17 protein-coding genes are annotated in these 20,299 nt (G+C 58.8%); 9 read left to right on the top strand and 8 right to left on the bottom strand.

Annotated features, from left to right (window positions below; genetic code table 11):
- Positions 1–27: 27 nt before the first annotated feature.
- Genes ABWQ00_RS10075 through ABWQ00_RS10065 form a run of 3 tightly spaced genes read right to left on the bottom strand, consistent with a single transcriptional unit; the run spans position 28 to position 2,046 of the window.
- Positions 28–723, bottom strand: a complete 696-nt coding sequence (locus ABWQ00_RS10075; protein ID WP_353238542.1) for a DUF599 domain-containing protein — start codon at positions 721–723, stop codon at positions 28–30.
- 37 nt (positions 724–760) lie between these two features.
- Positions 761–1,294 carry a flavodoxin family protein gene (locus tag ABWQ00_RS10070; RefSeq protein WP_353238541.1) on the bottom strand — a complete coding sequence of 178 codons (534 nt, stop codon included), beginning with the start codon at positions 1,292–1,294 and terminating at the stop codon, positions 761–763.
- A gap of 38 nt (positions 1,295–1,332) precedes the next feature.
- On the bottom strand, positions 1,333–2,046 hold the full coding sequence (locus ABWQ00_RS10065; protein ID WP_353238540.1) for a pirin family protein: 714 nt from the start codon (positions 2,044–2,046) through the stop codon (positions 1,333–1,335).
- 130 nt (positions 2,047–2,176) lie between these two features.
- Here ABWQ00_RS10065 and ABWQ00_RS10060 point away from each other — a divergent pair, with 130 nt between their 5' ends.
- From ABWQ00_RS10060 to gluQRS, 3 genes are all read left to right on the top strand, one after another.
- Positions 2,177–3,115 carry a LysR family transcriptional regulator gene (locus tag ABWQ00_RS10060; RefSeq protein ID WP_353238539.1) on the top strand — a complete coding sequence of 313 codons (939 nt, stop codon included), beginning with the start codon at positions 2,177–2,179 and terminating at the stop codon, positions 3,113–3,115.
- A gap of 77 nt (positions 3,116–3,192) precedes the next feature.
- Positions 3,193–4,239 carry an NAD(P)/FAD-dependent oxidoreductase gene (locus ABWQ00_RS10055; protein ID WP_353238538.1) on the top strand — a complete coding sequence of 349 codons (1,047 nt, stop codon included), beginning with the start codon at positions 3,193–3,195 and terminating at the stop codon, positions 4,237–4,239.
- A gap of 20 nt (positions 4,240–4,259) precedes the next feature.
- Positions 4,260–5,249, top strand: coding sequence for a tRNA glutamyl-Q(34) synthetase GluQRS (gluQRS, locus tag ABWQ00_RS10050; RefSeq protein WP_353238537.1), 990 nt, complete (start codon positions 4,260–4,262; stop codon positions 5,247–5,249).
- Between the two features lie 165 nt (positions 5,250–5,414).
- Here gluQRS and ABWQ00_RS10045 read toward each other — a convergent pair whose 3' ends face one another.
- The 3 genes from ABWQ00_RS10045 to ABWQ00_RS10035 form a co-directional block, all read right to left on the bottom strand.
- Positions 5,415–7,388 (bottom strand): hybrid sensor histidine kinase/response regulator, encoded by a 1,974-nt coding sequence (locus tag ABWQ00_RS10045; RefSeq protein ID WP_353238536.1) that lies wholly within the window; start codon positions 7,386–7,388, stop codon positions 5,415–5,417.
- A gap of 15 nt (positions 7,389–7,403) precedes the next feature.
- Complete coding sequence (locus tag ABWQ00_RS10040) at positions 7,404–7,907, bottom strand: YfiR family protein (protein ID WP_353238593.1); 504 nt, start codon at positions 7,905–7,907, stop codon at positions 7,404–7,406.
- Positions 7,908–7,988: 81 nt separating this feature from the next.
- Positions 7,989–10,022, bottom strand: a complete 2,034-nt coding sequence (locus ABWQ00_RS10035) for a TonB-dependent receptor plug domain-containing protein (RefSeq protein WP_353238535.1) — start codon at positions 10,020–10,022, stop codon at positions 7,989–7,991.
- 433 nt (positions 10,023–10,455) lie between these two features.
- Between ABWQ00_RS10035 and trmB the strand changes: the two genes are divergently transcribed.
- Positions 10,456–11,160: a tRNA (guanosine(46)-N7)-methyltransferase TrmB gene (gene trmB / locus ABWQ00_RS10030; RefSeq protein ID WP_353238592.1), complete on the top strand. Its 705-nt coding sequence runs from the start codon at positions 10,456–10,458 to the stop codon at positions 11,158–11,160.
- Position 11,161: 1 nt separating this feature from the next.
- Entirely contained in the window at positions 11,162–12,100 is a 939-nt protein-coding gene (locus ABWQ00_RS10025; RefSeq protein ID WP_353238534.1) for a pseudouridine synthase, read from the top strand.
- A gap of 19 nt (positions 12,101–12,119) precedes the next feature.
- Here ABWQ00_RS10025 and ABWQ00_RS10020 read toward each other — a convergent pair whose 3' ends face one another.
- Together ABWQ00_RS10020 and ABWQ00_RS10015 are read right to left on the bottom strand one after the other, a co-directional pair.
- Positions 12,120–15,233: an FAD-binding and (Fe-S)-binding domain-containing protein gene (locus ABWQ00_RS10020; RefSeq protein ID WP_353238533.1), complete on the bottom strand. Its 3,114-nt coding sequence runs from the start codon at positions 15,231–15,233 to the stop codon at positions 12,120–12,122.
- Positions 15,230–15,952: a GntR family transcriptional regulator gene (locus ABWQ00_RS10015; protein WP_353238532.1), complete on the bottom strand. Its 723-nt coding sequence runs from the start codon at positions 15,950–15,952 to the stop codon at positions 15,230–15,232. The genes ABWQ00_RS10020 and ABWQ00_RS10015 overlap by 4 nt, the downstream gene beginning before the upstream one ends.
- A 114-nt stretch (positions 15,953–16,066) precedes the next feature.
- On the opposite strand from ABWQ00_RS10015, the gene ABWQ00_RS10010 reads away from it, so the two are divergent.
- From ABWQ00_RS10010 to ABWQ00_RS09995, 4 genes are all read left to right on the top strand, one after another.
- Positions 16,067–17,257, top strand: a complete 1,191-nt coding sequence (locus ABWQ00_RS10010) for a pyridoxal-phosphate-dependent aminotransferase family protein (protein ID WP_353238531.1) — start codon at positions 16,067–16,069, stop codon at positions 17,255–17,257.
- Positions 17,258–17,327: 70 nt separating this feature from the next.
- Positions 17,328–18,305 carry a Bug family tripartite tricarboxylate transporter substrate binding protein gene (locus ABWQ00_RS10005; protein ID WP_353238530.1) on the top strand — a complete coding sequence of 326 codons (978 nt, stop codon included), beginning with the start codon at positions 17,328–17,330 and terminating at the stop codon, positions 18,303–18,305.
- Entirely contained in the window at positions 18,305–19,102 is a 798-nt protein-coding gene (locus ABWQ00_RS10000; protein WP_353238529.1) for an enoyl-CoA hydratase/isomerase family protein, read from the top strand. The genes ABWQ00_RS10005 and ABWQ00_RS10000 overlap by 1 nt, the downstream gene beginning before the upstream one ends.
- Before the next feature lie 2 nt (positions 19,103–19,104).
- Positions 19,105–20,299 (top strand): CaiB/BaiF CoA transferase family protein (locus ABWQ00_RS09995; RefSeq protein ID WP_353238528.1); only part of this gene is annotated, 1,195 nt, incomplete at its 3' end.

Here is a 20,299-nt window from a genome sequence, read left to right as displayed (position 1 = left end):
ACTGGGTGCAATCTTTGGTATGCGACTTCAGTCACGCAGCACCTGCAAGACCTCCGAGCGAAACTCGCGTCCGTACAAAATCAGCACCACCAGCGCTGTGGCCAGGACCAGCGCCAATGGCGAGAAAAACCAGGCCATGGCTGCAAACGAAAAGTAATACGCGCGCAAACCATCGTTGAAAGTTTCAGCGGCGGCACTGACCAGATTGCCTGCCCGCTGTGCATAGTGATGCCGGTCATACTCGCCACTGGCAAAGGCTTCAGGCGGCGGCATACCGCCGATGGCCAAAGCCACAAAGGTGTACTGCCGCATCGACCAAGAAAAGCGAAAGAAGGCATACACAAAAATGCCCACCAGCACCAAAATTTTGAGCTCAAAAACCAGCAAGGGCGTCGGCTGCGCGAAAGGAATCTCGCCCACCAACTCGGCCGCTTTGTTGGTGGTGCCCAAAAGCGCAAACAAACCACCAATGATGATGATGCTGGTGGATGAAAAAAACGCAGGGGTTTGAGACAAGTTCTGGGTGATCAAGCCATCGAGCATGCGGGGATCACGCGCCGTGGCCTGCAGCATCCAACTTTGCCGGTACGTGTTGGTGGTGGCAATCAGGGTTTTGTCCAACTTGCCTCGAATGCGCGCAAACCAAGCATAGCCCACCCACAAACCAAAAAAAGAAAACAGTGCCAGCCAATCGGCCCAAGGCAGCATGGAGATGATTTTCATACCTGCATCCTAGCAACTGTCTGATCCTCCAAACGCATCAACCGCGCAGCTTGGCCGCCACCGCAGCCACGCGCTCGCCATAGGCTTTGGCGGTGTCCAGGTCACCCTGGGGAATGTCTTCAGCCGGGCTGGTGGGCCCCACTTGCGCCATCAGGCCGGAGTTGGAGCCGATGCGGTTGATCGTGCCGTCGTTCATGGCCGGCTGGCCCACCCACACCATGCCTTGTTGCATGGCCAAGGTAATGAAGTACTGGAGGGTAGACAGCTTGTCGCCGCTGGGGCTGGCCGAAATGGTGAAGCCGCCTGCGACCTTGTCCTTCCAAGCACTGCTGAACCAACGCTTGGACGTGGCATCCGCAAACTTCTTGAACTGCCACGACGCCATGCCCATGTAGGTGGGCGAACCAAAAATGATGGCATCGGCCGCGTCCAAAGTCGTCCAATCAGCGTCGGTGATGTTGCCGTCGGCATCGATCGCGATCACCTGAGCATTGGCGCCTTGGGCCACAAATTGGGCGACGCGCTGGGTGTGGCCGTAGCCAGAGTGGTAAACAACAACGGTTTTTGCCATGAGAAAAGCTCCTGAAGAAAAGTCAGAGGGTTAAAAAATCAAGCGGCCAAGTCGAACACCAGGACTTCCGCGTCCTGCCCATCGCTCAAAGCCAAAGAAGACTCGGCCTGAAGCATCGCCGCATCACCCGCAGCCAGCGCCTGGCCATTGACCTGCAGCGCGCCACGCACCAAAAACACATAAGCCTTGCGGACCGGGTCCAGGTTCAACACCGCACTTTCCGCACCATTGAACAGGCCTGCGTACATGCGGGCATCGGCGTGGATATCCACCGTGTGCGCGGCCGCTTGGGCATCCTTGGGGGGTGCAGCCACCAGCGCCAGCTGTCCGCGCTTGGCGCTTTCGGGCACAGTTTTTTGCTCATAGCCCGGATCAATCCCTGTCACATTGGGCTCGATCCAGATCTGCAGAAAGTGCGTCGACTGCCCTTCGGCGTGGTTGAACTCGCTGTGGCGCACGCCGCTGCCCGCGCTCATGCGTTGCACATCACCGGGCGGAATGCCCTTCACATTGCCCATGCTGTCTTGGTGGGCCAAGTTGCCCGACAGCACGTAGCTGATGATCTCCATGTCGCGGTGGCCGTGCGTGCCAAAACCGGTTCCAGGGGCAATGCGGTCTTCGTTGATCACCCGCAGGTTACCAAAGCCCATATGGGCTGGGTCAAAGTAGTTGGCAAAAGAAAAGCTGTGATAAGACTTGAGCCAGCCGTGGTCAGCGTAGCCGCGGTCGGCAGATTTGCGGATGGTCAACATGGAAATGTCCTTTTCAAATGGCCAAAGCTTGTACCTTGGTGAGGATTGAACTTTAGCCTCACAAGCCCCTTTGAAAGTTGCCGCAGATTGCTGGCATCATTCAAAGCAATTGAATGATTAATCAGACACCATGCAAACACCTCGCGACTGGCTGACCCCCGAAACCCTGCTCATGCTGCAAACCATCGCCCAAAAAGGCAGCTTTGCGGCCGCCGCCCGCGCCCTGAACCTGGTCCCCAGCGCCCTGACCTACCGAGTGCGCCAACTCGAAGACGCACTGGATGTGCTGCTGTTTGACCGCAGCGCCCGTCAGGCCGTACCCACTGCCGCAGGCCAAGAGTTGTTGCGCGAAGCCAGTCGCTTGCTCGACGACATGGATGCCGTGGCCAACCGCGTGCGCCGCGTGGCCACGGGCTGGGAGGCCGTGTTCACTGTGGCGGTGGACAGCATCGTATCGCGCAGTGTGGTGATGGATTTGTGCGCCAGTTTTCTGGCGCTGGGTGCAACCACCAGGCTGCGGCTGCGCTACGAAACCTTGTCGGGTACGCTGGACGTGCTCACCTCGGGGCAGGCGGATCTGGCCTTGGGCGTGGTGTTGGAGCCGGGTCTGAAAAACGACATCCGGCACGCCGCATTGGGTGAGATGAGCTTTGTCTACGCCGTGGCCGCACACCACCCGCTGGCCACTGCGGCCGAGCCTTTGACCGATGCCATGCTGGCGAAACACCGCGCCGTGGCCGTGGCCGACTCGGTCAGCCGGGGCGCAGGCCTGACCATCGGACTGCAAGGCGGTCAAGACGTGTTCACCGTGCCCGACATGCCCAGCAAGCTGGAAGCGCAATTGCGCGGTCTGGGCGGCGGTTTTTTACCCGCATCGCTGGCCGAACCCTCCATCGACCGTGGCTTGTTGGTGGTCAAGCAAGTCAACACCCCACGGACTAACATGTGCCATTACGCTTGGCGCGACACCCGACAAGCCCCTGCAGGACAGGCTCTCAAATGGTGGCTCCACCAACTTGACAATCCAGCCACACGTGCAGCCTTGCTGCGTCTTCAGCACCGTGTGTGAAAACGTCCTGATCCTCGGGCATCGGGAATAACCCACCCGGGCAGTTTCTGGTCCCTTTTCTCAGCTAAAGTGAACCCATGACTACACAACACATCGCCATCATCGGTGTCGGCATGGCCGGCGTCACTTGCGCTCGCACTTTGCGCCAAGCGGGACACAACGTCACCCTGTTTGAAAAAAGCCGGGGCCTCGGGGGACGCATGTCCACACGCGCCAGTGCGTTTGGCAGCTTTGACCACGGAGCGCAGTACTTCACCGTGCGCGACCCGCGCTTTGAACTGGCCATTGGCACAGCCCCGGGCGTTTGCAAACCCTGGAGCGCGAATGCCGTGCGCGTACTCGACCCGAATGGGCGTGTCATTGAAGCCGGCCTGCCCGGCGGCGAGCGCCACTGGGTCGCAGCGCCCGGCATGAATGCCTTGGTCAAGGCCTGGGCGGCACCTTTGGTGGAAGACGGCAATGTGCAGCTGCAAACCCGGGTGACCCAAATCATGGTTGACCCGCTGAGGAAAAACGGCTGGCAGCTGCAAACCGAAACAGAGGACGGCGGACAACACGTTTTCGCTGGCTTTGACAAAGTCATCTTGGCTATTCCACCCGAACAAGCCAAAGTCTTGCTCAAGGCTTCGGGCCTGAGCGACCTGGCCCAACCGCTGGACCCAGTGCGGGTGGACCCTTGCTGGACCTTGATGCTGGCCTACCCCCAAGCTGTCCAACCCGGCCTGGTCACCATCGGCCCCCAATGGAACGCCGCCCGCAGCACCCACCACCGCATTGCCTGGATGGCCCGCGAGTCATCCAAACCCGTCCGCGAGCGCATCGAGCGCTGGACCGTGCAGGCCAGCGCCCCTTGGTCTGCCGAGCATGTGAACGACAGCCCCGAACGCGTCAAAGGCAAACTCATCAAGGCCTTTGCCGAGATCACCGGCATCCGAGTCACCCCTGCCCATGCCGAGGTCCACCGCTGGCTGTACGCCAAAACCGCACAGCCTTTGGGACAAAGCTTTTTGTGGTCCAAAGAGCAAGGCATCGGCCTGTGCGGCGACTGGTGTTTGGGCCACCGGGTCGAAGACGCCTTCGTCTCGGGCCTGGAGCTGGCCTTGGCGGTGCTCAAAAAGCGCTGATCACCTGACTCTGACCCCGCATGGCTGAGGTTTACACAGGCCGGTTCGCGCCTTCGCCAACCGGCCTTTTGCATGCCGGCTCGCTGGTTGCGGCACTGGCCAGTTGGCTCGATGCGCGTGCCCACGGCGGCCAGTGGCTGGTGCGCATCGAGGACGTGGACACGCCGCGCTGCGTGCCAGGGGCCGACCTGGCCATCTTGCAGCAACTGGCCGATTGTGGCCTGGTGCCTGACGGCCCAGTGATGTGGCAAAACAAGCGCAACGCCGCTTACCAAAGCGCACTGGACACACTGATCCATAAAGGCTGGGCTTACCCCTGCGGCTGCTCACGCAAAGACATCGAATCAGTACAAGCCCAATCGGTGGCACGCCACCAAGCGGCGGTTTACCCTGGCACCTGCCGCCACGGCCTGAATGGCAAGCCCGCCCGAGCCTGGCGGCTCGATGTACGGGCGGTGCAAACCGCGCTGGGCCTGCCTGCCCTCACCCAATGGACCGACCGCCGTTTGGGTCCTCAGCAACAAAACGTGTGTGAAGAAGTAGGGGACTTTGTGTTGCGCCGAGCCGATGGGCTGTGGGCGTACCAACTGGCCGTGGTGGTGGACGACGCCGCGCAAGGCGTGACCCATGTGGTTCGCGGCCAAGACTTGGCCGATAACACGGCCCGGCAAATCGTGCTGCAGCGCGCCTTGGGGCTGCCCACACCCCACTACCTGCACACGCCACTGGTGCTGGGCGCCCATGGCGAAAAACTCAGTAAGCAAAACGGGGCCTTGGCACTGGACCTGAAGCACCCCTTCCAAGCGCTGAACACAGCAGCGCATGCATTGGGATTGCCTAAGCTGCCCGAACACACACCGGTTCAACAAGCCTTAAAGCTTTGGACAACTGTGCACGCCAACACCTTGGGCGGGAAGTTTGACCTAGACGCATTGCATTCTGTCGCACCAACAGTTGCAACACAGCAGCGGAGCCCGATTCTCACTGGACCAAATCGCCAAGGCTCATGAAATATTTGAAACAGGGCAGACGGTGGGCTACGCGGTGATGGACTGGTAAGTTCACACAAAGCAGCCCTGTGAACTCCAATGCGCTTGCCAGCCAAATCGACTCGATCGAACAGGACTGTCTGAAACTTGATTCTTGGGTCGTGGCTGGCCGAGTCAGCAACTGCGCTATGTCCAGCGCTGCAAGACATCCAACAGGTCTTGTCCTGAAAACGGTTTACTTCGGTAGTCATCCATACCGGCCGCTTCACATTTTTCCCGATCACCCGGCATGGCATGCGCAGTGAGCGCTACGATGGGCATGCGCGCTCGCAGGGCCGACGGACCTTGGCGGCTTTCCCAAAGGCGGATCTGACGCGTGGCCTCATAGCCATCCACATCAGGCATTTGGCAGTCCATGAGCACCAAATCGTAGGCATTGGAAATTGCGGCTTCAACGCCCTCTTTCCCTCCGCTTGCAAGGTCGACCTCGCAACCCAAGCGCTTGAGAGCGGTACATGCAAGGATTTGGTTGACAGGGTGATCTTCCACCACCAACACGCGTCGGCTGCCTTGCAGCGAGGGCCGTGCTTCAACGGTGCTTGGCATGACCTGATGCGGCAAGCTGTTGTGGGTCAAGTTGGGGTTGTGGGCATTTTCCAACGCCAACGTGAAACCAAACGTGCTGCCATGACCAACTTGGCTTTGCACTTGCAGATCTCCGCCCATGAGTTTGACCAAACGCTGCGCAATCGCCAGCCCTAAGCCGGTTCCGCCATGGCGACGTGCGGTGCTGATATCGCCTTGGTTAAATTCATCGAAGATTTGCTCGTGTTGCTCGGTGGAAATCCCAATGCCGGTGTCTGTGACTTCGAAGCGCAATTGCGTGCTGTGTTCGCTCTGGTTGATGTCTTTGAGGTTCAAATGCACATGACCGGTGTTGGTGAACTTGATGGCATTGCCCAAGAGGTTGGCCAAAACTTGGCGCAAACGCCCGGCATCGACGCGGCACCAAAGGTGAGCGTCCGAGTCAACACAAAGCTTGAAGGACAAACCTTTGAGTTCGGCGCTGCGTTGGAATAACTGCATCAAATCGCGCATCAAATGGGGCAGATTCACATCCGAGGGACTGAGCACCATCTTGTTGGCCTCGATTTTTGAAAAATCAAGAATGTCGTTGATGATGTTGAGCAAGGCGCGACCAGATTCGAGCACAGTTTGCATTTGGTTGCGTTGTTCTGTGTCCAGCGGACTTTCAAGCAGCAATTCGGTCATGCCCAAAATGCCACTCATGGGTGTTCGAATTTCATGGCTCATATTGGCCAAGAACATCGCCTTGACGTATGCCGCTTGCTCTGCCACCAAGCGCGCCTGGGTCGCTTGATCAACAGCCAGGGCCAATTCGCTGTTGCTTTGTGCCAATTGGCGGTTCCGGTCTGCCAGCGCAATGTCGCGTGTTTGTAAATTGGCCAGCATCTCGTTGAAGCCTTGGGTCAGTTGACCCACCTCGTCGTCTGAGGCGCTGCGCACACGCAGGCTGAAATCTTGCTCTTGGGTGAATTGGCGCATCGATTGCGCCAACTGGGTGATGGGTTCAACCAGTCGCTGCTGTAAATAAGCCACGGCCCGCATGGCCAGCCAACCCGAAATCAAAGCAATCAAAGAAATCAGTAAAAGACTGATCAGCCATTGATGAAACAGCCGATCGAGGCTGGCACTGATCACCAAATAGCCGACAGTTTCGCTGTGCAAAAAAACGGGCGCAGTGTGTGTGATCAACTTGGTTTGCAGGTCAAAGTCTCTGTGTTCATGCGCCTGTGCAATGTTCAACTGTTGCGGGTGTGCAAAGTCTTTTTGGCGTGCCTCCGTGTAGCTGGCAAAGCGTTGACGTTCACTGTTGTACAAGGTCACCGCCACGATGTCTTGTTCTGCCTGAACCGATTGCAACAGCCGTTGCGCTTGACGCGCGTCTTCAAACTCCAGAGCGGCAGTCAGGTTGCTCCCCGACATTTGAGCGACCACCGACAAGCGGTCAAACATGTTTTGCTTGAATGTCCAGCCTTGATAGATCACCAAAAGCAAAGTGGTGCACAACAGCGCCAAGCGGACAGCTCGCAGCATCAAGCTGTTCAGTTTGTTTTGGATCAGGTCGGGTTTGCGCATACAAAAACAGTTTGTTCAATCCACCACACGTGCCAAATCAAGCAATGGGGAACCGATTTGTAATCTTTGCTCGCGCGCGTAGCGCAGCTGAATTTCAAATCCGATGCGGTTTTCTTGTCGAACCAAATTGATGATGCCTCCGCGTTTGTTGAAATCGGGCATATCACTGATCGTCAGCACTGCGGCGCTGCCCGAGTTGTAGAGCTGTGCGGGTGTGACATCTCGCACCATCTCGCTCACAAAGAGTACATGGCAACCCCGTGTGTCCAGCGGTGTGCTGACTTTGCGGACTCGGACTTCACGGTCTCTGATTTTCTGTCCTTGTAAACTTTGCAAAGCGGCCTCCGTGGGGGATTCACCCCAAGTGCAAATTTGCAAAGACTCGGACATGCGCAGTGCATTCTCTGGTGGCCAGTCTACGAATTTGAGCAAGCGCAAAACCAAGACCGCTTTGATCCGAGCTTCTCGCGGTGGGTCCGCCCAAGCAGCGCCAGCAGCTAGGCAAGACCACAGCACCATCACGCTGAGTCCACCGCACCATGTGGTGCGAACGAACGAAGAAAATTGCACAAGCATCGAACGCGTGCCGTTTCTGTAGGTTCAGTACTGCAAACGCAGCCCCAAAATCACCGAAGGACCAACCAGTGTGCGCGCTACGTCAGCGGCCTCAGACACGAACTCCAGGTGGCGCGGCGTCATGAGATTGCGCCCCGTCACACTCCATTGCACCCCAGGTGCTGTGGACCAAGCCCAACGCATATCCAAAGTTGTGTAGCTGGGTACAGATTGACCAAATAGCACATCACGCAGCGCCCCCACATGACGCACCATCAGGTCAAGTTCAGTGCGTGAATCAGGGGTGTAGGACCAGCGCGCGGAGCCTGTCCATTTCGGACTGCTGTCAGGGGAGTCCCAACTGTAGACATTGCTGGCGGCGGTCTTGAGGACCATCGCGTAGCGCGTCACATTGGCTTGCAGGCGATGTTTGCGTGAGGCTTGCCAATCGAGCCAAGCTTCCAAGCCATAGCTGTGGCCACTGAAATCATTGGTGAGCGTGGCGGGCAGGATCAGATACTGATTGGGCAGCGGTGCAGGCAAGTAGCACTCTGCGAATGGCGGTGCGCCAGGGGGTAAAGGGATGTTGTAGGAGGACATGCAGCGCGTGCTGTTCAAATTAAAACTGCCAGCTCGCAATTGGGTGTAATCGTTGTAATAAGCGGATGTGTCTAACGTCAAACCGGGGGCCAAACGTTGCTTCCAACCGACTTCATACGCCCATAACTGTTCGGAAGTGCTGCGACCCATCACCTCGATGAAACCCGGGCGGGGCAGGCCACTCCCATTGAGGGTGAATTCCGGCGGCAACAGCGCACGGATCGTGCCATGGTTGTCAATCAGGCTGGGGGTGCGAATGGCTTTGCTGGCAGAGGCCCAGAGTGTTTGCCTGTCATTGGGGGTCCAAAGTATCCGGGCGTTGGGAAGTGGTTTCAGCTTGTCGTTGTCGTACTTTTCCAACTTGCTACCCAAGGTGAGTGTGAGCGATTCCGCGATCAAGCTGATATCGTCTTGCGCCATCAGACTCCACATGCGTGTTTTCAACTGGTCGATGCCAAAGGTGTCGTATTGGACGATGCCGTCTGGCAAACCAGTGGTCGAGGCATGAAACGTTTTCTCATTACGTCGCATCGCCGCACCCAGCACAATGTCATGGCCTTTGAAGGCGCGGTGACGGTATTGAAAGTCAGCGTCGAGGGTGTTCAAACGCATGAACGGATGGGCTGGCCAATCTCGTTTGGAATGGTCAATATAGGTTTGCAGTGTGAGTGAATTGTTGTTGGGCAGTTCGCGCTGCCAACGTGCCAAAAGATGTCCGCCAGAAACAGTTTGAGTGGTTCCTTGCAGCAGATTTCCAGGCGGCAGCAGTCGGTTGAGCAAGGCGGACTCACCGGAGGTGCCCTGGTAAATCTCGCTTTGGACGGTCACCGCATCTTGCGCAGTGGGGTTCATGTCCCCACGCCAACCGAGGCGTTGTTGCTTCCAGGCGTCCATGGCTTTGCCTTGACCATTGGCAAGGGTGAAAGCCTTGTTCTCGAACGCTTTACCATATAGACGCCAATGACCAAGACCTTCTAACTGGCCACCATGGCGCAAGGAAATTTGACCCTCTGTGCTTGTGCCTGCGCGCATGTCGACCAAGGTGCCCTGCGTGGCTACTGCAGATTTGGTGATGATGTTGATCACGCCGTTGACAGCGTTGGCACCCCAAAGGGCTGCACCCGGACCTCGAATGACTTCAATGCGGTCAATGTCTGCCAAGATGGTGTCTTGGACATCCCATGACGTGCCCGAAAACATGGGTGAATACACGGTGCGCCCATCCACCAAGACCAACAGTTTGTTGGCAAAGCGTCCATTGGGGCCGCGAGCACTCACCGCCCATGCGTTGGCGCTGATTTGTGCCACTTGCAGACCAGGCGCCAGCCGTAAGGCATCCGGAATACTTTGGGCGCCTGCGCGACGAATGTCGTCACCGGTGATGACAAAAACGGCTGCCGCAGCGCGGGAAATCGTTTGTGGTTTTTTAGACACCGAGGTGATTTCCAGTTCCATGACCTCTTGGAGCGCCAAGGCCAAGAAAGGTTCTGTTTCAGGCGTTAGAGCCCTGGCACTCATGTGGCACAGGCTCAAAGTGACAGCGAGATAAGTTGTGAAGTGATGTGTTTTCATCAACCATTTCCAAAATTCGTGTATTGTTTAAAGATACATCTTGAACAACTAGTTTGCTCTATTATATTACAAATAACAACTTTTTTTGAATTAAATGATAAATTCAATATTTTCAGAGAAAGGGAGGCCTGAAGAGAAAAGATCAGCAAAAGCGATCTGTCGGGTTTGAACGCGGTTCAACTCAGACCTTGGGTGCTGGGCGGTGTTGGCAAGACTGGCTTTCGACCCCCAACCCCGACTGCAACCGCGATAATCGCAGGCTTTGCAAAACAATTCGGCCATCCAGCCACCCTTCATGAAGCCCCCCGAGAACACCCAACAGCAGACAGCTCACGAAAATATGACCGAACAGGCTGCCTCCGACGCAACTTTCATGCGGCAGATCAAAACCTATGTGTTGCGCGCCGGCCGCATGGGTTCGGGTCAAATGCGGGCGTTTGAGCAGTTCGGCCCGAAGTTCATGACGCCCTACAGCCCTGCGCGACTGGATGTGCAGTCCGCCTTTGGGCGTCCCGCGCCGCTGATTTTGGAAATCGGTTTTGGGATGGGCGACGCCACGGCCAAAATCGCGCAGGCTCGACCTGGTGACAATTTTCTTTGTTGCGAAGTGCATGAGCCGGGTGTGGGTGCCTTGCTCAAGCGTTGTGGCGAAGAAAGCATTGCCAACATCCGCATCGTGCAACACGACGCCATCGAGGTCATGGACCACATGCTGGGCACCGACAGCCTGGACGGCGTGCACATCTTCTTTCCGGACCCTTGGCACAAAAGCCGCCACCACAAGCGCCGTCTGATCCAGTCGCCCTTTGTGCACCGCCTGGCCCAGCACATCAAGCCTGGGGGCTACCTGCACCTGGCCACCGACTGGCAGCCTTATTCCGAGCAAATGATGGGTGTGCTGCGCGCCGAGCCTTTGCTCGTAAACACCAGCGAAGCGGCCGACGGTTTTGCCACCAAGCCCGATTACCGGCCGCTGACCAAATTTGAAAACCGGGGCCTCAAACTCGGTCACGGGGTTTGGGACTTGGTGTTTCGCCGGGTCTGACATGAACCAAGTTGGGCACGCCGTCCCGTTGCCCATGCGGGGCATTCAGTTGCCCATGCGCAACGGCGTGAGCGCGAGCGTTGTCTCGGTGCCGCAAGGCGCACCGCAATTGCTCGATTTTTTGGCCCAGCGCATGCCCGGCATTTCGCGCAGCGAATGGGCCGAACGTTTGGCGCGAGGCTTGGTGCTGCACGAAGACGGCCAAGCGGCCCTGCCCGACCAAAGTTGCCAACCGGGCCAGCGGCTTTATTACTACCGGCACCTGACCGACGAGCCCGTGTTGCCGTTTCAGGCGCAGGTCCTGTTTGAAGACGATCACTTGCTGGTGGTGGACAAACCGCACTTCGTGCCCGTCACGCCCACGGGCCGTTATGTTCAGCAAAGCCTCTTGGTGCAGCTCAAGCGCCAGACGGGCTGCGCCGAGTTGGTGCCGCTGCACCGCATCGACCGCGAAACCGCGGGTCTGGTCTTGTTCGGTAAACGCCTGCAAGAACGTGACGCTTACCACGCGCTGTTTCGGGACCATCAGATCCACAAGACCTACCACGCAGTGGCTGCGCACGCGCCGCACCTGCAGCTGCCGCTGGTGCACACCAGCCGCTTGGTGCCAGGCGAGCCTTTTTTCAGAACGCAGGAGGTGCCAGGGCCTGCCAACAGCGAGACCCGAATCGCTTTGCTGCACACCGATGGCGAGAGGGCGCTGTATGCGCTGGAGCCCATCAGCGGCAAACGCCACCAGTTGCGTGTGCACATGAACGCCTTGGGCATCCCGATTGAAGGGGACCAGTTTTACCCCACCGTCCTGCGCGGGCCGGATACACCGGAAGACTTCAGCCAGCCCCTGCAATTGCTGGCCCAGTCGGTGCGTTTCACCGATCCAATCACCGCCCAAACCCGCGCGTGGACCAGCGGACTGCGTTTGGCACTCAGTCCGCCTTAAGACACTTGGGCTCAGTGGCTCAGCCTGGTAGCAAACCCGCCAGCAACTGGCTCAGGTGCACGGCCTCGCGCTGAGCGCCGTCCTGGATCTGGTGGCGGCAACTGGTGCCGTCGGCCACCACGATCGCGTCGGTTTGGGCGCGCACGGCGGGCAGCAAACTCAACTCGGCCATTTGCATGGACACCTCGTAATGCTTGGCTTCGTAGCCAAAACTGCCCGCCATGCCGCAGCAGCTGCTCTCGATCAATTGAGGCTTGGCGCCCGGAATCCAGCGCAAGACCTCCATCACGGGTGATACGGCGTCAAAGGCTTTTTGGTGGCAATGCCCGTGCAGCAGGACCGGTCGGTCCACCGGGGCGATCTGCGCTTTGAGCACATCCAGCTGTCCTGCTTGGGCCTCCCGGGACAAAAACTCTTCAAACAGCAAAGCCTGCTGCGCAATCTTTTGAGCGCCCTCGCCCAAACCCATCACCAGCAACTCGTCGCGCAAGGTCAGCAAACACGAAGGCTCCAAGCCAACAATGGACAAACCCCGTTCGGCAAAAGGCAGCAAACTTTGCACAACTTCGTTGGCTTTTTCACGGGCGCGCTCCACCATGCCAGTGGCCAAGTAGGTGCGGCCGCAGCACAAGTGTTGACCGTCTTCTTGCAACTTGGTGGCCACATGCACGGTGTAGCCGGCCGCCTGCAGCACCTTCACAGCCGCATGCGCGTTGGCCGACTCCAAGTAGCCGTTAAAAGTGTCCACAAACAAGACCACGCCACGCGCTGCTGCCAAGACCTCTTCTCGGCTGGCAGTCGCTTGTGCAGCGCTTGGCGGAGTGTTGAAGAAGTGACGCATCTGCCATTCGGGCAAACTGCGTTTGGCCGACAGGCCCAAGAGCTTTTCAGTCAGAGCGGCCAGCAAGGGCATGCGGTTGCGCAGGTTGAGCACTGGGGCCAGCCGTGCTGCCCAAGCCGCGTATTCGGGCAAATGGGCCACCAGCTTGTCTTGCAGGGTATGGCCGTGTTTGGCCTTGTAGTGCTGCAAAAACTCGACCTTCATCTTGGCCATGTCCACCCCGGTGGGGCAATCGCGCTTGCAGCCTTTGCAGCCCACACACAGGTCCATCGCGTCGTGCACAGCTTGGCTGGACAAGGCGTCATGGCCTGCCAGACCCTCAATCTGGCCACTCAAAGCCAGGCGCAAGGTGTTGGCACGGCCCCGTGTGAGGTGCTGCTCATCGCGGGTCACGCGGTAACTGGGGCACATGGTGCCCGCATCGAACTTGCGGCAATGGCCATTGTTGTTGCACATCTCCACCGCCTTGGCCAGGCCCTGCGCAGGGTCGCCGCCTGTGCCTGGGGCGCTGGTTTGCTCGGTGACCGGGTCGTTTTGCACATCCCAAGCGCGCCAGTCCAGCGCGGTTTGTATGGGCACCACCTTGTAAGTCGGAGGGAAACGCATCAAAGACGTGTCGTCCATTTTGGGTGGGTTAACGATGCGTTGGGGACACAGCAGTTGCTGCGGGTCCATTTCGTGCTTGATGCGAGCAAAAGCCTCGCTGATTCGCGGGCCAAACTGCCATCCAATCCACTCACCACGGCACAGGCCATCACCATGCTCACCACTGAAAGCGCCTTTGTAGCGGCGCACCAGTTCACTCGCCTCTTCGGCAATCGCGCGCATCTTGGCAGCCCCATCGCGGCGCATGTCCAAAATGGGCCGCACATGCAAGGTGCCCACCGAGGCGTGGGCGTACCAAGTGCCCCGGCTCCCGTATTTACGAAACACGCCGGTCAGCGCGTCGGTGTACTCGGCCAGGCTCTCCAGTGGCACGGCACAGTCTTCAATGAAGCTCACCGGCTTGCCGTCGCCGCGCAGGCTCATCATGATGTTCAAGCCCGCCTTGCGCACTTCCCACAGATTTTTCTGCGGCGCATCGTCTACCATCTCGACCACGCTGCCGGGCAAACCCAAGTCGCCCATCAGCTCTACCAGCTCCTTGATCTTGTGCGCGATGTCGCCTTTGCTCGGTCCAGAAAACTCCACCAACAACACCGCCTCGGGCATGCCGCCGTTGATGTGGGGTGACAAGGCGGTGCGGATGGTTGGGGCAAATGCAGGGTTCTGCAAAGACAGCTCAATCATGGTGCGGTCCACCAGCTCGACCGCCGACAGCTGTCCCACCGGCATGCCCTGCCCCAGTTTAACGATGTGCTGTGCCGCATCCATGGCTTGGTAAAAGCTGGGAAAGTTCACCACGCCCAGCACTTTTGCGCGTGGCAAATCGGCCAAGCGCAAAGTCAGCGAACGCGTGAGGGCCAGCGTACCCTCGCTGCCAATCAGCAAATGCGCCAGGTTGACCGAGCCGTCCGCTGTGTAAGGCCGCTCGTTTTGGTTGCGAAAAATATCCAGGTTGTAACCGGCCACGCGGCGCAACACTTTAGGCCAGTGGGCATCGAGTTCACTCGCATGTTGCAGTGCCAAGTCGCGCACAAAATCGCCAATCTGGCGAGCCCGGCCTTGTGCTTTTTCATAGGCGCCAAATTCGAGCAAACTGCCATCGGCCAACCAAGCCTCGACACCCAGCACGTTGTGCACCATGTTGCCGTAAGCGATAGAGCGGCTGCCACACGAGTTGTTGCCGGCCATGCCGCCCAAGGTAGCTTGGGCGCTGGTGGACACATCCACCGGGTACCACAGGCCATGCGTTTTGAGTGCTGCGTTCAAGTGGTCCAGCACCAGGCCTGGCTCTACGGTGGCGGTGCGCTGCTCAGCGTCCACCGCCATCATCTTGCGCATGTGCTTGGAATGGTCAATGACCAAGCCTGCGCCCACCGTCTGGCCACACTGGCTGGTGCCGCCGCCGCGCGGCACGATGGGCACACCCAAGTCACGGCAAATGTCCAGCGCCACGCGCACATCGGCATCGTCACGCGGCACGAAAACGCCCACAGGCATTTCCTGATAAATCGACGCATCGGTGGCGTAGCGACCCCTATCGGCTGCCGAAAAGAGGACCTCACCCCGGGTGTCCGAGCGCAAACGCTTGGCCAACATACCGGCCACCTCGTTGCTGATGTGAGCGACTTTGTCGTAGGCATGGTGGGGCAAGGATTTGGACAAATCGATCGGCAAAGGGGCGTTCATGGGGCGTGTCCTTCGGTGATGAATGAGGTGTCTGGGGTGCTGTCGATGCTGTGGCGCACGGCACGCAGCTGGTCGATGACCACGTTGCGCTTGTTGTCCAGGTGCTGCATCAGCACTTGCCGCAGGGCCGCTGGGTCGCGGGCTTCCAGGGCCTGCACCATGGCGATGTGTTCGTCCACCGCGCATTGCCATTTGTCACCGTCTTGGTTAGAACGAAATCGCAGCGCCTGCAAACGGGCATTGACTTGGTTGTAAGTTGCGGTCAGCACCGGGTTCTTGGCCGCCGCATTGATACTGCGGTGAATCGCCGCATTGACCTGGTAATAAGTCGACAGGTCGCGCCGCGTGTAGGCGGCCATCATCTCGTAATGCAATGCCTTGATCTCGCTCAGCTCGGTCTCGGTCACGCGCTGCGCAGCCAACTCGCCCGACAAGCCCTCCAGGCCAGCCATCACCTCAAAGGTATGGCGCACATCCGCCTCGCTCAATTGCACAGCCACAGAACCCCGGTTCGGCAAAAGCTCCACCAGTCCTTCAGCGGCCAGCATTTTGATGGCCTCACGCAGCGGGGTGCGCGAAATGCTCAGCTCTTCGCAAAGTGTGCGTTCATTGAGTTTGCCACCCGGCGGGATCAAGCCCTCCACCAGCATTTGGCGCAAGCGGTGTGCGACTTTTTCGTGCAAGACAGGGCGGGCAATAGACAGGTTTTCTGAAGCCATGAACTTATTTTGAATACAAAAAAACTTGGTAATGAAGCGAATTCTAGGGCAAATGCCCTTGACAAATGTATTTTGAATACAAAAAATAAGCTCAACAGAAAGGCTTTTTTACCCATGCTCGTCACCAATTTCCACCCCACCGGTCGCCACTTCCTGCAAATCCCAGGCCCCTCACCCGTACCCGACCGCATCTTGCGGGCCATCAGCTCGCCCACCATCGACCACCGTGGTCCCGAGTTCGGCGCCCTCGGACTGAAAGTCCTGGCCGATGTGCAAAAGATTTTCAAAACGCGCCACCCAGTGATGATTTATCCCGCCTCGGGCACCGGTGCGTGGGAAGCGGCACTGAGTAACGTGCTCCAATCTGGCGACCATGTGCTGATGTACGAGACCGGGCACTTTGCTTTTTTGTGGAACAAGCTGGCCAACCAGCTGGGTCTCAAGTCCGAAGTTTTGAGCCTGCCTGGCTTGGAAGGCTGGCGCAACGGCGTACAAGCCGACCTGATCGAGCAGCGCCTGAAGGCCGATAAAGGCCACAGCATCAAGGCCGTGTGCGTGGTGCACAACGAAACCTCGACCGGCGTGACCAGCGACATCGCCGCCGTTCGCCGTGCCATGGACTCAGCCAAACACCCCGCCTTGCTGTTGGTGGACACCATTTCTGGCCTGGCCAGTGCAGACTACCGCCATGACGAATGGGGCGTGGACGTGACCATCAGCGGCTCACAAAAAGGGCTGATGCTGCCACCTGGCATCAGCTTCAACGCCCTGTCACCCCGCGCCATCGAAGCCGCTCAAAAAGGCGGCATGCCTCGGAGCTATTGGGCTTGGGGTGAGATGATTGAGATGAACAAAAACGGCTACTGGCCCTCCACCCCCAACACCAATTTGCTCTATGGCCTGAGCGAGGCTTGCGACATGCTGCTGGCCGAGGGTCTGGACAAAGTCTTTGCGCGTCACCAGCGCTGGGCCGCCGGCGTGCGGGCGGCCGTGAACGCTTGGGGTCTGCCTATCCAGTGCGCAGACCCGGCCGTTTACTCACCCATCCTGACCGGCGTCATGACCCCCGAGGGTGTGGACGCCGACGCGGTGCGCAAAGTCATTCACGAACGCTTTGACTGCTCACTGGGCACGGGCTTGGGCAAAGTCAAAGGCCGAATGTTCCGCATTGGCCACCTGGGCGACAGCAACGACCTGACCTTGATCGCCACCGTGGCGGGCTGCGAAATGGGCCTGAAGCTGTTTGGCGTGGCCTTGCAAGGCAGCGGCGTGCAGGCCATCATGGACCATTTTTCGAATCACTGAACACAGGACATAGAACCTAGGGCTTTCCGTTTTCTCGCGTGCATTTCCAACAACTACCCAAGGAGACAACATGAAACGCAGAACCTTTGTGGCCGCTACGGCAGCCACAGCCGCAACGATGGTGACCCCGGCCATCCAGGCCCAAACCCTGCCCGCCGGACCGGTGCGCATCTTAGTGGGATTTGCACCCGGTGGCGGCACCGACATCTTGGCCCGCATCGTGGCGCAAAAACTGCAAATCATGTGGGGCATCACCGTGTTGGTGGAAAACCGTGCAGGTGCGACCGGTGTGATCGCTGCGGAGTTTGTGGCGAAAGCTCCCCCCGATGGCAACACCCTGCTGATGGCGCACATCAACAGCCACGCCTTGGCCCCGGCGCTCATGCCCAAACTCAACTATGTGGTGGACCGCGACTTCACGCCTTTGACCTTGGTCGGCATCACGCCCAATTTGCTGATCTCGAACAACGACCAGCCCGCCAGAACCGTGGCCGAACTGGTCGCTCAATGCAAGGCCAATCCCGGCAAGGTGAGCTTTGGCTCTGCCGGTCAAGGCTCGGCACAGCACATGGCTTTGGAGTCCTTTAAATTGGCAGCGGGTGTGGACACCATCCACATTCCCTACAAAGGATCTGCCCCGATGTTGGCGGATTTGATTGGGGGCCAAATCGGCTATTCGTTTGACACCATGACCGCTGCGACACCCCATGTCAAAAGCGGCAAAGTACGCGCCATTGCGCAGACCCGTGCCAAGCGTGCATCCAGCTACCCCAATGTACCCACCATGGTGGAGGCAGGCTTTCCCAACTTTGAAGCCACCACTTGGTACGGCTTGGCAGGACCGGGAAAAATGCCTCCGGCCATGGTGCAGCGCATGAACGAAGACATCAACAAAGTGTTGCTCATGCCCGATGTGATGGAAAAACTGGCCCAATTTGGCGCAGAAGACGGTGGCGGATCGGCCCAACGCTTTGCTGATTTCATCCGCACCGAGCAGGTCAAGTGGGCCAAAGTGGTCAAAGACAGCAACGTCAAGCTCGACAGCTGATGACAGACACCTTGGCAGCAGGCACCGTGGACCTTGCCATCCGGCAAGGTGTGGCCACGGTGACCTTCAACCGTCCCCAGGCGCGCAATGCGATGACCTGGGCCATGTACCAACAACTCAGCAAACACTGCGAAGCGTTCAAAGTTGACGCCAGCGTGCGCGCTGTCGTGTTTCGTGGTGCAGGAGGCCAAGCCTTTGTAGCCGGTACCGACATTGAGCAATTCAAAACCTTCAGCACGGGCCAAGACGGCGTGGCCTACGAGGCGCAAATCGAAGCCTGCATCGACTTGCTTTGCTCTTTGCCCATGCCCACTGTGGCGCTGATTGAAGGCTGGGCTGTTGGCGGCGGCCTGGCCATTGCCACCGCTTGCGACTTTCGCCTGGCCACACCGGGCTCGCAATTGGGTGTGCCAATTGCTAAAACCTTGGGCAACTGCTTGTCGGTGGCCAACGTGACACGCCTGAGTGCCGCATTCGGGCCGCAACGCGTCAAACGCATGCTCATGCTGGCCGAGATGATCGGCGCGGACGAAGCCCTGGCCTGCGGCTATTTGCACCAACTGGCAGAGCCCAGCGACATCAATGCGGCAACCCAAGAATTGGTGCAGCGCCTGATGGCCTTGGCCCCGGTGACTCAGCAGGTCAGCAAACAGGCTCTGAATCTCTTGGTCAAACACAGCGCCACCGCCATTCGAGAAGCTGAAGACCTGATACGCCAGGCCTATGGCAGCCAAGACTTCCACGAAGGCGTCAACGCCTTTGTGGCCAAACGCAAACCCCTTTGGAAAGGCCGCTGAATATGGCGAGCTTGGCAAAAGCCACACGCACAGGCCCACTGGCCGGACTGCGCGTCCTCGAGATGACACAAATCATGTCGGGCCCCACCTGTGGAATGCTGTTGGCCGACATGGGGGCCGACGTCATCAAGATCGAGAAGCTCCCCGGCGGTGATGACGCTCGGGGCTACCGCGACCCACAAGTCAACGGTGTGTCCGCGCCATTTTTGATGCTCAACCGCAACAAACGCGGCCTGGCCATTGACCTGAAAAAACCGCAAGGCCGCGCCCTGTTGCTCCGCATGGTCAAAGACGCCGATGTGCTGGTCGAGAACTTTCGGGGTGGCACCATGGAAAAGCTGGGGTTGGGCTACGAAGCTCTGAGGGAGGTGAACCCAGGTCTGATCTATTGCGCCATCTCGGGCTATGGCCGCACCGGCCCTTACGCCAACAAAGGCGGTTTTGACCTGATTGCACAAGGCTTTGCCGGCCTGATGGCGGTGACGGGCGAGCCCGGTCGCCCCCCTACCAAAAGCGGTAACGCCGTGTCCGACATGAACGCGGGCATTTTGGCGGCCACGGGCGTCTTGGCCGCTTATATCCACAAGCTCAAAACCGGAGAGGGTCAAATGGTGGACACCTCTTTGAGCGACGCGGCCCTGCAACAAACCTACTGGCACGCCGCTGTTTGGCTGGCCACGCAGCGCGAACCGCAGCCCACGGGCTCGGCACACATTCTGACCGCACCCTACCAAGCCTTTGAGGCGAGCGACGGCTGGATCAACATCGGCGGAGCCAACCAAACCAACTGGGAGCGCATCTGCCAAGTGCTGGGCCACCCCGAGTGGCGCGAAGACCCCCGATTTGTCACCAACAGCGACCGCATGGCGCACTTGGACGAATTGGTCACGCTCATGAACGCGGTGCTGCGCCAACGCACACGCGCCGAGTGGCAGGCCGACATGGATGCAGCGGGTGTGCCCGCAGGGCCGGTGCACACCATTGGCGAGGCACTGTCACACCCGCAAACCCTGGCACGCGGCATGGTGGTCACGTTGGAGCACCCGCAAGCAGGCACCACGCGCGGCATTGGTTGCCCGATTCACTTTTCGGAAACACCCACCGACACGGGTCAAGCCGCTCCATTGTTGGGCCAACACACACGCGAACTGCTGCAAGAGCATGGCCTGAGCGAGGGTGACATCAACGAATTGATCG

Source organism: Limnohabitans sp., assembly GCF_040400975.1.
GTDB lineage: Bacteria > Pseudomonadota > Gammaproteobacteria > Burkholderiales > Burkholderiaceae_C > Limnohabitans_A.
This window is presented reverse-complemented; position numbering and strand designations above follow the sequence as displayed.